At 61.0% G+C, this 13,084-nt stretch carries 13 protein-coding genes; 10 read left to right on the top strand and 3 right to left on the bottom strand.

Translation table 11 applies throughout. The features are described 5' to 3' along the window. Positions 1 to 68: 68 nt before the first annotated feature. On the bottom strand, positions 69 to 926 hold the full coding sequence (locus Q5064_RS00925; RefSeq protein WP_302961475.1) for an AraC family transcriptional regulator: 858 nt from the start codon (positions 924 to 926) through the stop codon (positions 69 to 71). Positions 927 to 1,334: 408 nt separating this feature from the next. On the opposite strand from Q5064_RS00925, the gene Q5064_RS00920 reads away from it, so the two are divergent. The 5 genes from Q5064_RS00920 to Q5064_RS00900 all read left to right on the top strand — a co-directional run bounded on the left by Q5064_RS00920 (position 1,335) and on the right by Q5064_RS00900 (position 5,087). After that, positions 1,335 to 1,934 (top strand): abortive phage infection protein, encoded by a 600-nt coding sequence (locus Q5064_RS00920; protein ID WP_302961472.1) that lies wholly within the window; start codon positions 1,335 to 1,337, stop codon positions 1,932 to 1,934. A 68-nt stretch (positions 1,935 to 2,002) separates the two neighbouring features. After that, positions 2,003 to 2,785, top strand: coding sequence for a nucleotidyl transferase AbiEii/AbiGii toxin family protein (locus tag Q5064_RS00915; RefSeq protein ID WP_368389088.1), 783 nt, complete (start codon positions 2,003 to 2,005; stop codon positions 2,783 to 2,785). 72 nt (positions 2,786 to 2,857) lie between these two features. Continuing rightward, positions 2,858 to 3,460, top strand: a complete 603-nt coding sequence (locus Q5064_RS00910; protein ID WP_302961470.1) for a class I SAM-dependent methyltransferase — start codon at positions 2,858 to 2,860, stop codon at positions 3,458 to 3,460. After that, on the top strand, positions 3,457 to 4,017 hold the full coding sequence (locus Q5064_RS00905; protein WP_217952767.1) for a YdeI family protein: 561 nt from the start codon (positions 3,457 to 3,459) through the stop codon (positions 4,015 to 4,017). The genes Q5064_RS00910 and Q5064_RS00905 overlap by 4 nt, the downstream gene beginning before the upstream one ends. Positions 4,018 to 4,085: 68 nt before the next feature. After that, positions 4,086 to 5,087, top strand: coding sequence for a hypothetical protein (locus Q5064_RS00900; RefSeq protein ID WP_302961466.1), 1,002 nt, complete (start codon positions 4,086 to 4,088; stop codon positions 5,085 to 5,087). Between the two features lie 199 nt (positions 5,088 to 5,286). Here Q5064_RS00900 and Q5064_RS00895 read toward each other — a convergent pair whose 3' ends face one another. Beyond that, positions 5,287 to 6,432 carry a helix-turn-helix transcriptional regulator gene (locus Q5064_RS00895; protein WP_302961463.1) on the bottom strand — a complete coding sequence of 382 codons (1,146 nt, stop codon included), beginning with the start codon at positions 6,430 to 6,432 and terminating at the stop codon, positions 5,287 to 5,289. 313 nt (positions 6,433 to 6,745) lie between these two features. Between Q5064_RS00895 and Q5064_RS00890 the strand changes: the two genes are divergently transcribed. Continuing rightward, on the top strand, positions 6,746 to 7,087 hold the full coding sequence (locus Q5064_RS00890; protein WP_302961460.1) for a SemiSWEET family transporter: 342 nt from the start codon (positions 6,746 to 6,748) through the stop codon (positions 7,085 to 7,087). 77 nt (positions 7,088 to 7,164) lie between these two features. Here the strand turns inward: Q5064_RS00890 and Q5064_RS00885 are convergent, their stop codons facing one another. Next, positions 7,165 to 7,539: a DUF4143 domain-containing protein gene (locus Q5064_RS00885; RefSeq protein ID WP_302961458.1), complete on the bottom strand. Its 375-nt coding sequence runs from the start codon at positions 7,537 to 7,539 to the stop codon at positions 7,165 to 7,167. A gap of 212 nt (positions 7,540 to 7,751) precedes the next feature. Between Q5064_RS00885 and Q5064_RS00880 the strand changes: the two genes are divergently transcribed. The 4 genes from Q5064_RS00880 to Q5064_RS00865 all read left to right on the top strand — a co-directional run bounded on the left by Q5064_RS00880 (position 7,752) and on the right by Q5064_RS00865 (position 12,944). Beyond that, positions 7,752 to 8,447, top strand: coding sequence for a response regulator transcription factor (locus Q5064_RS00880; RefSeq protein WP_302961455.1), 696 nt, complete (start codon positions 7,752 to 7,754; stop codon positions 8,445 to 8,447). Beyond that, positions 8,447 to 9,643: a HAMP domain-containing sensor histidine kinase gene (locus Q5064_RS00875; RefSeq protein ID WP_302961453.1), complete on the top strand. Its 1,197-nt coding sequence runs from the start codon at positions 8,447 to 8,449 to the stop codon at positions 9,641 to 9,643. Before Q5064_RS00880 ends, Q5064_RS00875 begins: the two co-directional genes overlap by 1 nt. Before the next feature lie 63 nt (positions 9,644 to 9,706). Further along, positions 9,707 to 10,486 (top strand): ABC transporter ATP-binding protein, encoded by a 780-nt coding sequence (locus tag Q5064_RS00870; RefSeq protein ID WP_302961452.1) that lies wholly within the window; start codon positions 9,707 to 9,709, stop codon positions 10,484 to 10,486. 10 nt (positions 10,487 to 10,496) lie between these two features. Further along, complete coding sequence (locus Q5064_RS00865) at positions 10,497 to 12,944, top strand: FtsX-like permease family protein (RefSeq protein ID WP_302961450.1); 2,448 nt, start codon at positions 10,497 to 10,499, stop codon at positions 12,942 to 12,944. Positions 12,945 to 13,084 lie beyond the last annotated feature (140 nt).

The following is a 13,084-nucleotide window of genomic DNA, read 5'->3' as shown; positions in this document are numbered from 1 at the left end:
GGGTTCCCTGCTCCTTACGTGATGATTGCTGGTTGCTGCTGGCTGTCGGCGAACGCGGCCGGGAAACCCTAGGCCTTGACCACGGGAAGCCAGACCTCGCTCCTGCTGTCCGGTGCGGTCATGGCCGGCGTGAAGTACCTCTCGACGTCGGTGCCCGAGGCCCACTGGTACCCGGAGGCCGGCAGCCATTCGGCGAGGATGCGATGCCACAGCTCGTTCATGGCATCGGGCATCGGCCCGACGCACTCGAAGACCGCGTAGGTGGCCGCCTCGACGACGCGCTCTTCCATGCCCTCGGGGCACGGCTGGCCCGTGGCCACGCAGGCCATGTAGCAGTCGAACTCGCCGTCGTCGCAGAACTGGACGCCCAACAGGCCCGCAGGCTCGCTGCCGTCCATCAGGCTCAGCACCTTGTGGACGTCCGGCCCGAGCTTCGCCCAGTACTCGGTGGCCTTCGCCCCAGCGCCCTCGACATCCCACTTCCCGTTGTCGGACGGTATCCCGACCACGCGGAAAGACGGCTGCTCAATGATCTTGTAGTCCATTGCCTCTTCTCCCTTCACGGATAGCGCGAACGCAAGGCGCGGATGGAGCTTGAGCTTGGTACCGGGCAGGCGCGCCTCACTCGGCGATACGCCGTGCACGCTTCGAAACGCCCTGCTGAACGATGTCGGGGAGTCGTACCCGTACCTCAGAGCCACGTCTACCACCTTCGCGTCGGTTGACACCAGGTCGTATGCGGCGCTCGTCATCGCCCGGCGCCTGACGTACTCCGAAAGCGTCACTCCCGCCAGGTAGGGGAACATCCGCAGGAGCTGGTACTGAGAGCACCCGGCGATGCGGGAAAGCTTCTCCACATCGAGTGTCCCATCCAGGTGATCTTCAACGTAGCCCATGGCGCGGTTCAGGTTCTCAAGCTGGCTCACTCACGCCTCCTTTCATGTTCAGGCTACAGGACGAGAAGAGGCGCGTCCTCTCATATCCCGTGCGGGTATTGGCTGGACGCACCGCATATCGCGCTTGAACCGACAGCATAGCTTAACATTGCAAAGCATGCAGAAAAACCCTAGGCATCGCGCCCCACAGGACATATCCTAGCGAGATGGTTATACTTGAAGGAATCTAATCTGTTCGGAAGGGGAGGAAGATGGGCGTGCGATGAAGAGGCGCGAGTTCGGCATGAGAGCGTTCTGGACCCCTGCGATTGCCGGGGCGAAATGATTCGCACGGCAAAGATCTGTCAAATGAAAAACCAGACTTACCAGCCAGGTATCTACTGAACTATATTTTACAATCATGCTGAATATATATTAGAATGTCAGCGTGATTGTAAAATGATTACCAAATACGACAAGACACTGAATTCTATCCTCGAAGCCAACGCGGGGATCATAACCTCTGCCGAGGCGCAAGAGGCAGGGGTCACGCGCCCGGCCTTCTCCGACTACGTCCGCAGACGCGGCCTTGAGAAGACCTCACGAGGAGTCTACCTCGACCCCGATGTATTCCCGGACGAAATGGCGCTCCTCCAGAAGCGCTTCCCTAAAGCCGCGTTCTCCCACGAATCGGCGCTCTACCTCCACGACCTGACCGACCGCGAGCCGGTGCCGATATCGGTCACGGTTGAGTCGAGCTACAATGCCAGCCCCCTAAAGGCCCAGGGCGTGCGCATTTACTACACGAAACCGGAGTGGTACGGGATGGGGCTCACGGAGGTCGAAACGCCGAGCGGTGCCAGAGTGAGAGCCTACGACAAGGAGCGCACCATCTGCGACCTCATCCGCAAGCGCACCGCTTTCGACCCAGCAGTATTCCGACAGGCAATCCGCGATTATGTGCGGTCAAGGGACAAGAACCTCGCACGCCTGTCTGACTACGCGCACGCGATGAACATAGAATCCCGCGTTTACGAGGTAATGGAGGTGGCACTGTGATCACGGGAGCCCGGAGAATCAAAGACCTCATCAGGAACCGCGCCAAAGGAGATGGCGCCACGGCACAGATGCTCCTTCGTCACTACGCCATGGAGCGCCTGCTTGAGAGACTGTCCGTGTCCGATTATCGCGATGACTTCGTCATCAAGGGAGGCATGCTCGTGGCATCCCTCATCGGCGTGGACGAGCGCACCACGCGAGATATCGACGCCACGATGCGCGGGCACGACATGAGCCTGGATAACGTCTCTCGCATCCTTGCCGAGGTCGCCTCCATCGACATCGGCGACGGCTTCACCTTCGAGCTCGGCGAGCCACAGGAGATCATGGAGGACTCTGAATACGGTGGCGTGCGCGTCAACGTGAGCGCTTCCATCGAGAAGACGAAGACGACCTTCAAGATCGACATCTCTACAGGCGACGCCATCACACCGGACGCGATCGAGTACGACTACAAGCTGCTGTTTGAGGACAGGAGCATCCCGCTTCGATCGTACAACACCGAGACCGCGCTGGCCGAGAAGCTAGAGACCATCCTCTCGCTCGCGCTCCAAACGACGAGGATGCGCGACTTCTACGACATCTACGCCCTGACGGAATCGGGTCGTGACATCGACTTCGCCCTTCTGAGAGATGCGCTCGATGCGACCATGGCGGTTCGCGAGAGCACGGTGCCGCTCGACCGGAGCGACGAGATGATAGACCTGCTTGCGCAAAGCGAGATGATGGAGGGGCACTGGAGCCGATATCAGGCGGCAAACGCCTTCGCTGAGTCAGTCAGTTGGCAAGACGCGCTCGCGTCTCTTCGCGCGTTGGCCAACGCGGTCAAGGACGCCAAAACTGCCGACTAGCCGTTTTCACGAAGAAATACCAGTTCAGAGCTAATGGGACAATTTGTCTCAGCGGAACGAGGAAAGACCAGAATGTCTATCAACGAGTACATCGCCAAGCAGTTCGCCAACCCCCGTGGTATAGGCGGACGCATCGTTATGGCCGTCATGAACCGTCAGAACGTGCAGATGTACGAAGCGACAGAGAGGCTCCTTCGTCCTCGAAACGACGACACCATACTTGACATAGGCTGCGGCAACGGAATCATGTTGGAGCGGATCGCCCATGCGTGTGGTTGCCATTTGATAGGAACCGACATCTCGGAAGATGCGCTTGAGATCGCGAAGCGTCAGCTTGCCGGAACGAACGTGGAGCTCCTTCGCTGTCCGGTTGACGATATGCCACTCGAAGACGCAACAGTCGACAAGGCTCTAACAATCAACACGATGTACTTCTGGGAGGATCTGGCGTCGGGCTTCGCGGAGATCGCTCGCGTGCTCAAACCCGAGGGCATCTTCATCGGCACTCATTACACGAACCGAGCCCTCGAATCCTACTCTCACACTCAGTTCGGCTATAGGATGCGCACAGAACAAGAGGTTGTTTCGGCTGCGGAGATTGCGGGCTTTACCGTTCAAATCAAGTCCATCATGGACGGAAGGGCGTATTGTGTTGTAGGCAGGAGGCAAGCATGAGCGAGGATTTGCGATTCGCCGACAGGAGCGAGTTCAGAAAATGGCTGCAAGGCAATGCATCTTCCGACGATGGTGTCTGGCTCATCTTCGGCAAGGCAGGAGGCCCTAAGACGCTCAAGGCATCGGAAGCCCTGGAAGAAGCGCTCTGCTTTGGCTGGATCGACGGGCAGATGCAGAAGATCGACGACGTCTCTTATCGCAAGTACTTCTCTCAACGTAGGCTCAACAGCAAGTGGTCTGAGAAGAACAAGAAGCTCGTAGCCGAGCTTGAGAAGCGCGGACTCATGACCGAGCATGGGCGCTCGAAGATCGAGGAAGCGAAGGCCAACGGACAGTGGGATGCTCCGAAGGCTCCTGGCATCACCGACGAGGACATCGAGCGTATCGCGCAGATTCTTGAGCCCTATGAGAAGGCGCACGCGAACTTCCTCGGCATGTCTCCTTCGGTGAGGAAGACCTACACGAGGGCCTACCTTGATGCAAAGACCGACGCTGGTCGCGAGAAGCGTCTCGCTTGGATGGTTGACAGGCTCAACCAGAACCTCAAACCGATGTAATCGGCGAAGAATCACCAGTTCAGAGCAACTGAGATAATTTGTCCCAGTGAAGCAAGGAGGGAGAAGAGATGGATGCAGCAAGAAGGCAGCGATTGAGCTTGATCAGTTTTTGCTTGCTGGATCTCGTTCTCTACACCTACGGCGTCATCTCCGCGCCGCGTATACCTAGCCACATCGAGGGCATCGCCCTGCCGCTTGATTTCATGGCGGGGATACCGCTTGGCTTCTACCTTCTTGTGGCTCGGCCGAGAAGGCTCACGCTGCTCTCGGTCATTCCCGTTATTTGGATCGGCTATGCGCTGAGCGCACTCGCACTCGGGGCGCCAGATGCAGGTATCCTGCCGGCCCTGCTCTCCGCGCTGATCCCCGTGGAGCTCGCGATCGCGGTGAGGGAGTGCCTGAAAATCACTCGCACCTTCAAGGCTGCCAAAACGGAGAGCTCCGATCCCGTGGTCTGGTTCAGGGAGACCATGCTCTACCTCGTCCGCAAAGACGTCGCCGCTAACATGACGGCGGCCGAGCTGGCCGTTTGGTACTACGCGCTGCTCTCGTGGCGAAAGAAGCCCTACGTGCTGTCAGGCGCGCGGGCGTTCAGCTACCATAACGCCGGCGACTACATGAACATGATGCTCGGACTCGCGCTCGCGTTCCCCGTGGAGATCGTCGCGGTGCACCTCCTGGTGTCACAGTGGAGCGTTCCGGCCGCTATCGTCGTTACGGCGCTTTCCGTCTATGCGGCTATTTGGCTCGTGGGCGACGCGCGTGCTCGCATGCTGCGCCCCATCGCGGTCGGAGGAAGCTCCGTTCGCCTGGAATGCGGCATTCAGATGGAGGCCGTCATCCCCATCTCCCATATCGAAGCGGTCTCGCTTTCGGGTAACGAAATTGGGCATATCGAGGAATCGGACAGGCTCAACTACGGCACGTTCTATCGCCCGGATGCATGGTTGGTGATGCGAAGTCCCGTTGAAGTTCGGACGCTTCTGGGCACGAAGCACGTGCGCGCCATCGGCGTAAGCGTTGACGACCCAAAGGCATTCGCCGCCGCGATTAAAGAGGTCACGGAGTAAGACGCCATGTCTTGGCGCATGCCAATCGTCAAAGGATCGAAGCGAATGCCCAGCGACTTGAACAGCTGCTCCTCTGCGGTGGATGCGAGTTCGAAGGCATCGACCAGGGGCCAGGGCGATTGGAAGGCGTGCACCCAGGCGCAAGCAAGCTGGAAGGCGACCGAGATGATCACATACCTCAAGGCTAAATCGATGGTGCTCATACGGAGGCCCCCTCTTCCCCAAGACGGCGCATGATCGCCTTGAACCTTGGGTTGCCGCGAAACGCGGCCCAGCTCTCGTTCGATGCGATGCTGCTCGCGAAGGATGAGCGTAGCGATGCCGCGGCCTCCCCTCTTGCCTCAGCCACCTCCTCATCTCCGCTCTGCCACAAGAATTCGTCGACGGATTTGAAAAAAGGCGGGTTCTGCGGGCTCTCGAACATCTCGCAGCAGCGCTCCAGGTCTTTGATGAATCGCTCCAGCTCATCCAGCGCACGGTCCTCATCCCCCGATTCTGCGAATCGCGCCGCCAACGCAATTCGGACGATTGGGACGAGCGTCGGAGAGAGCGCCTCAAACCCGCTCGGTTCCTGAATGCCCACTGCGAGAGCGAGGATATCTTCGAGCTCTTCAACGCTTATGCCCTCGACACCGGCCAAGGCCTGCGCACAGCTGGCAACTTCGAGGAGCGAGAAGAGAAGCTGGCGCTTGAGCGCGGTCTCCGCTCCCTTTGGATTCCCGGTTCTTATGGCGATTCCCGCGAGGATGATTGCTGCCGTGTTCGGCTTAGCGGGAACCAGCTTCTCAATAAGTTCATCTGCTTGCCCCTCCTTCCCCTCGGACGCGAGCAACATGCAGAGTGCCTGCAGGGTGAAGTCCGTGGAGGGGCCGTCTGGGTCGAGCTGTAGCGCGCGGCGCAGGATCCTCTCAGCGAGATCGGCTAAGCAGGACGCGGGCTCGGAGCGTTCCGTCTCGTCTGGAGCGCTCGGCTCTATCGCTTTCGCGTAAAGCACGAGACCGACAGCCCTGAGAAGTTCGGAATCGGACCAGTACCGGGCGACCTGCTGTTCGGCATACTCGGCAGCCCGAGCGGGCTCCTTCGCCAGCAACCCTTGCAGCTGCCCTACGATCTCCTCCCGCTTTTCCTCGCTAGCCACCGGCTCGTATCCAAACAAGTCGTCCAGGGTTATGGAGAACAGGGAGGCCATCTTGGGCAGGAGGGCGATGTCAGGCAAGCTCTGGCCGCACTCCCATTTCGATACGGCCGCTTTCGACACGCCGAGACGGCGGGCGAGCTCCTCTTGTGTGAGATGGTTGCGGGAGCGCTCTTCCAGGATGCGGTCAGATAAAGAGAGGCGGTTCATTGGCAGTCCTTTCGACGCCTCTCATTATCTCTGCACCAAAATGCCGCAGCAAGCGAGAGGAGATTGACTTTGCCCGTCGCCAAGTCAACCAACGGTTGACTGGCGCTCTTGTAACGCGATTCTGCGATAGCGCCGAGCGAAAGGATCAGCACGGTAAAGAACCGGCTAGCGAGGCGGAGCTCACGCCCCCTCGGCTTCCCGTTACGGAAATCCTACGGCGGCGTAAAAACCCGTTTTCGGCTCCGGGGCGCCCCCTTTCGGCTCTTTTCCGCAATCGCTACGGTAAAGGGACGGAAAACGAAAGGAGGAAGCTATGTCTTCGATCAGCCATACCGTAGCAAAGCCCATCATCAGCCAGCCCGTATCCGAGAAAGTCCAGCGTAAGCAGCACGAGAAGAAAGATATCGTCGCCGTTGTCGGCCGCATCGCCTCCGTCCTCTCGGTGATCATGTACGTGTCCTACCTCACGCAGATCGCCAACAACCTCGGCGGCAACCCCGGCAGCCCGTGGCAGCCGCTCTGCGCGTTCTTTAACTGCACCATGTGGACCATCTACGGCTTCATGAAGCCCAAGCGCGACATCCCCATCATCGTCGCCAACATCCCCGGCATCATCCTCGGGCTCGTCACCTTCGTCACCGCCATCGTGCCCTAGCGCTGTTTCGCGGCGGAGTGCCCGTGGTGTTCGCTTCAGCGCGCATCAAACCCGATGCGCGCATCCGCCTTAGGTTGTCATTTCCAATTCGCAAAAGGGGCGATTGCATAAAGAGGTATATTTTGCATCCAACCCTCGTCGCGATGCCCGGACAGACTGAATCTCCGCGCCTGCATACCTCTGTATTTCTCGCAAAACGCACGCAGGCTCTTTGATTTCAAGTTCTCTTCTGCTTTGACTTCGATCGGATACGTGATGCCATTTTTTTGAACCACGAAGTCAATCTCGCCGCGCGAGTTTTCTGCCGACCAGTAAAACGGGGTCAACCCGCATTCTGCTATGAGTTGCTGGCACACGAATTGTTCTGCGAACGCGCCTTTGAATTCAGTGAAGAGCAGGTTCCCCCCTAAGATGCTGCGGTCATTGGATATTTTAAGGACGTAAAATCTCATTTTTAGGACATTTTCATGACGTAACCCGATAGGGCTGACATTAGGTCTGATCCACCGCCGTCTGAAGGGCATTGACGGGCGAATCGTTCGGAACGTTCGCAATAGCTCCTGTGATTACTGCCGCGTCGCAAGTCTCTTACTGCTTGAGAAGGTAGAATGGCGTAAAGGGATTTTGTCAAAAAGCATTTCAAGCAGGGCGGGCAGGAATAATCATGAAAAGGGTTTTGATTGTTGAGGACGAAGGCGAATTGGCGCAGCTGATGCGTCGCGCGTTCGAGGCGGATGGCATGGCGGCCGATATCGCCGGAAGCGCCGAGGAGGCCTACGACCTTTTGACCAGCGCCGTCTTCGATTGCCTGATGGTGGACGTGAACCTGCCGGGCGATGACGGCTATGCCCTCTGCCGCAATTTGCGCGGGCGCAGCGGGGTGCCGGTGGTGTTCGCTTCGGCGCGCATCGAGCCCGACGCGCGCATCCGCGCCCTGGAGGAAGGGGGCGACGCCTACCTTTCCAAGCCGTTTAGCCTGAGGGAAATGCTTGCCCAGGCGAAGGCGCTCATGATGAGGCCCGAGCGGAAAAGCGGAGCCGATGAGGCGGTGCTCTCTATCGGCCCGTTTGAGCTTGACGGCAGGGCCAAGACCATCCGGAAGAACGGGGAAGCGGTTGCCCTGTCGCCCCGGGAGTTCCAGCTTGCATCCGCCCTCATGGGCAATGCCGGCAAGAGCCTCAGCCGCGACACCCTTCTGGCGAAGGCGTGGGGCGCCTTTGCCGAGGTGGAGCCGCAGACGGTCTCCGTTCACATGAGTTGGCTTCGCTCTAAGCTTGAAGACGATCCGTCCCGCCCCGTCTACTTCAAGACGGTTCGCGGCGAGGGCTACCGCTTCGATCTTCCCGAGGGAAATCGCTGATGGCGAAGCAGGGAGAACGCCTGACGAAGCGACTTGTCGGCGCGGCCTTTGCTGCCACGCTTGCCGTTGTCATCGCCGCCGCTGGGGGCATGGCGGTGATCGTCGGCGGCGGCGAAGAGACGCTACGAAACCAGGTGGTCGAACTCAATGACGCCCGGCAGGAAATCGCGGAAACCGCGCCCGGCGATGGCGAATCGCTTCGCGCTGCCGACCAGGCACTCGCAAGTGCCCAGGATGCGTTGCGGGATGCCGCTGAATCCCGCAACGACGCGGCAGCCGGCGCCGTGGCGCTCACCGCGCTCGTCTCCGTTGCGGCCCTCGCGTTCATGGCCGTCTACCTGCACCATGTGGTGGCGCGGCCCTTCACACGGCTGGAAGGCTTCGCCGAGGAAGTGGCGGCCGGCAACCTGGATGCGCCGCTCGCCTACGAGCGGTCCAACCCCTTCGGCAAGTTCACCTGGGCGTTCGATCACCTTCGCAAGGAACTCGACCGCGCCCGGAAGGACGAGGAACGCGCGAGGGAGGACCACAAGGCCGCGCTCGCCTCGCTTTCCCACGACCTGCGCACCCCGCTCGCGTCCCTCAGGGCCTATGCGGAGGCCCTGGACATGGGGCTGGCGAATTCGGAGGAGGAGCGTGCGGAATATGAGCGCGCCATCGCCCGGAAATGCGACGAGGCCTCGTCTCTGGTGGAAGACCTGTTCCAGCACGCGCTCTCGGACATGGATCGCATCTCGGTGGCCCGCGAGCCCGTGCAGGCGGCTCCGATTGTGAGGCGGTGCGCCAGCGATTCGTCCGGCCTGGCCCAGATTGCCTGCCAGCGCGTAGACGAAGCCCGCGTGGAGGCCGACGAAGCGCGGCTCGCCCAGGCCATCGACAACCTCATCGGCAACGCCATCAAGTACGCGCGCGGTTCGGCCATCGACATCCAGGCCACGGCCGAAAACGGACTCTACACGATAGCGGTGCGCGACTTCGGGCCGGGCATACCGCCTGAGGACATGCCGTTCGCCACCGAGCGCTTCTATCGGGGCGCGAACGCGTCGGGCAAACCGGGTTCGGGGCTGGGGCTCTACATCTCGTCCTACCTGGTAGAGCGCATGGGCGGCCGTCTGCACCTGACCAACGCCTACCCGGGGCTCAAAGCCACCATAGAGCTTCCCCTTTTGCCTGAGCCGCAAACGCTGTGGCCTTAATGATTCCTTAATGACCGCCTCCCTATGATGGGCGCTGACGGCGCACAAGGGAAAGGATCAACCATGCGCGAAACCATACTCTCGACGCGAAAGCTGTCGAAGACCTACGTTGCGGACGGCGTGCAGGCCCATGTTCTGGGGAGCGTCGGCCTCGAACTCTACAAAGGAGACTTCACCTCGATCATGGGCCCCTCGGGCTCGGGAAAATCCACGCTTCTCTACTGCCTTTCGGGCATGGACGTTCCCACCTCCGGCGAGGTCATCTTCGAAGGCGAGGATATTTCCCGCCTTGGTGAGGGCCGGCTTTCCGAGTTGAGGGCGCAGCGCTTCGGGTTCGTCTTTCAGGCGGCGAACCTCGTGAGCAACCTCACCCTGTATGAGAACATCTCCGTGCCCGGTTATCTGAAGCGGGGGCGCAGCGCCTCCGAGACGCGGCGCGCCACCGACGAGCTGATGACGCGCATGGGGCTCTCCGAGGTTGCCTCGCATCTTCCCAGCCAGGCGTCCGGCGGCCAGAAGCAGCGTTGCGCCGTGGCGCGGGCGGTGGTGAACGAGCCGGCGATCGTGTTCGCCGACGAGCCCACCGGCGCGCTCAACCGCGCGAACAGCCTGGAGGTGCTCGATCTTCTGGGTGAGCTCAACCGCGACGGCATCAGCATCCTCATGGTGACCCACGATGTGCGCAGCGCCGTCCGCGGCAACCGCCTGCTCTACTTCGAGGACGGCGGCATTCGCGGCGAGCTGGAGTTGGCGCCTTGGGATCCGGCGCTTTCCGGCGACAAAGCTTACGTTCGCGAGCGCGAGGCCATGGCGAGCGCCTGGCTTGCATCGCTTTCCTGGTAGGGGGTGCGCCATGGAACCGTTGCGCACGCTTGTGCTCGCAGGACTGCGGAAGGACAAGGGAACGTTCGTCGGCCTTGCGCTGCTCTTGTTCCTCGCGGCCCTCGCGTTGACGCTGACCACCAGCCTTTTCGTCGATCTCTCCGCACGCGAGGAGGCCTTGCTCGACCAGATTGCAGCGGGGGATGTTGCTGCCAACGACCCGGTTTCAAATCTCACTGACGAGGACATTGATGAGATAGAAGCGTTGCCCGAAGTGCAGGAGGTGAAGGTGACGGAGGCCTTCACGGCTCCGACGCGCGTCGAAGACGCCCAAGGGAACGAGGTTGTGAAAACTGCTCCGCCATCGGCGAGCGCCTACGAAGCGTGGGGCTCGTCCCTCGATTTCAATGTCTTTGCCGACGACCTCTCATCGTATCGCGATGAGCAAAACGGGCCGGCGGACGGTGAGGCGTACGTTCGCGTTGCGGAGCGCACCCTGCACAATGTAGAGATAGGCGACGTCCTCGTGCTTGACATCGGAGGGCGCGAGACCTCCTTGCGCGTTGCGGCGTTTTATGAAGATCCGCAGATGGGGACGCCCTTCATGGATACAAAGCGCTACCTGCTGTCTTCCGCCACCTTCGAGAAGCTGTTGGCGGAAGTTGAGGAGACGGGCACCTCCGGCGCCGGCATCTCCGGCGGCGCCGTGACCATGGAGAAGGAGGCGTATCCCATCAGGGAGATCAACGTGATGTTGACGCCCGAGGCACGCTCCCAGGGCATCGACGGGCACGATTTGACGCAGCTGATCGATGACGGCACCTCGTGGGGCGATTCCCCCCACACGCTCTTCTCTCGGCAGACCCTTGCCGGCTATAGCCTCCTAGTGGTGCAGGTTATCACCGCGGTGCTTGCCGTGTTCTCGCTGATCCTGTTCGTGGTGGCCCTCATCCTGTGCCTGCATACGGCGTCCTCCAGCATACAGAGCGGCTATGCCGACTGGGGAGTTCTGAAGGGGGTGGGGCTTCCGCGCAATGCGCTGCGCAGGGCCCTTGTCATGCAATATGCGCTCGCCGCGCTCGTCGGCCTCTTCCTCGGCTTCGTAGTGGGGTACCTTCTGGAACCGCTCTTCTGGCCGGTGTTTCTGCTCATCACGGGAATCCTCGTGGTCGAGGCGTCCTTCCCTTGGGCGGGCCTTGCCTGCTGCGGCGCCCTGTTGGCGGCCCTTATGGCATGCATTGCCCTGATGGCCCGCAAGATAGGACGCATCACGCCTTTGGCGGCGCTCCGGCAAGGCGACGGCGACATTCGCTTCTCACCGCGCGGGGCAAGCGCGATATCGGGCAATCGCCTGAAAACGTCGTTGGCATGGCGAGCAATTGTGTCCGAAAAAGGGCGCTATGCGGGCATCGGCGCTTGTTCGCTGCTGTTGTGCGCGTTCGTCGCGCTGTGCTTCGGCATTGGCGGCGCGCTTGCCGGAGATGATGCGGTGTACAAGGCCTTCGGCGTGTGGAAGAGCGACGGCTCGGTTCGCTTCGACGGGCAGGAGGTGAGTCTTGGCGAGGTGCGCGAAACCATAGAAGGCGTCTCGCCTATGACGCGCGAGTGGGAAGAGGGCGCTGCGGTGCTCAATTTGGACGGCGAGGCCTGCACCTTCGTCGGGCTTTCCGATACGGGCGTTCTGGAGGAGGCATCCATCGTCTCGGGGCGCGCGCCCAAGCACGCAAACGAGGCGCTCATAGGGTTGAACCTCGCTCGCGCCAAGGGGCTTTCGGTGGGCGATGAGCTGCGGGTGTCGAAAAGTGACGGCGAAGAGCGAACCTACCTTGTGAGCGGCTTGCTGTCATCGGTGCTCAATGGCGGCAATGGCGTCGTCCTCACCTACGAGGGGTTTCAGGAGTTGGTGGAGTTGGGGTCGGATCCCGCTGACGTTTCGCGCCAGTACCAGTTGGCCGATCCCGACAAGGCCGATGAGGTGGCAGAGGCGCTTGCAAGCCGGTTCGGTGACAGCGTTGACACCGAGCTGACCGGATTGTTCGGGTCGAACACGAACATGCTTTTGCTCTGCAGGGACATGCTGACGGTCATGGGCTATGCCATGTCCGCGTTCGCGCTGGTCCTTGCCTGCGTTGCCGTGATGCTGATAAGCAGGCGAACGCTCCTCTCCGAGCGCCGCGACCTGGGAATCTACCACGCGATGGGGTTCACAGTGGCTTCGTTGCGCGCCTCGTTCGCACTGCGCTTCCTCGGCGCGTCGGCGGTGGGTGCCCTGATAGGGTCGGCCCTCACGATGGCAGCTGGCGGCGCCTTGGTCAGCATGCTGTTCGGCCTTTTCGGCGTCGGTGGGTTCAGCCTCGCGCTGCCTATCTGGGAAGCGCTCGCCATCAGCGCGGCCTTCGCCCTCGCCTTTGCCCTTTCGGCCCTCGGCATGTCGAGGAGAATCAAAGACGTGAGCGTCCGCGAGCTGGTCGTGGAGTAACGCCCACCGCTCCCATGCCGGGGCTTCACCCCTGCCGTCGACAGCTCGGAAGCCGACGGCAGGGGTGGCCCGTTCCCCATCCCGCACATGCAGCTAGGGGAGAGGCGGTGGATTTGGGCTTTCGACCGTAATCGAAACCG

The sequence above is a fragment of the uncultured Adlercreutzia sp. genome, assembly GCF_958431955.1.
Taxonomy (GTDB): domain Bacteria; phylum Actinomycetota; class Coriobacteriia; order Coriobacteriales; family Eggerthellaceae; genus Adlercreutzia.
Note: the sequence above shows the minus strand (reverse complement) of the source record. Positions and strands in the feature narration are given on the sequence as shown.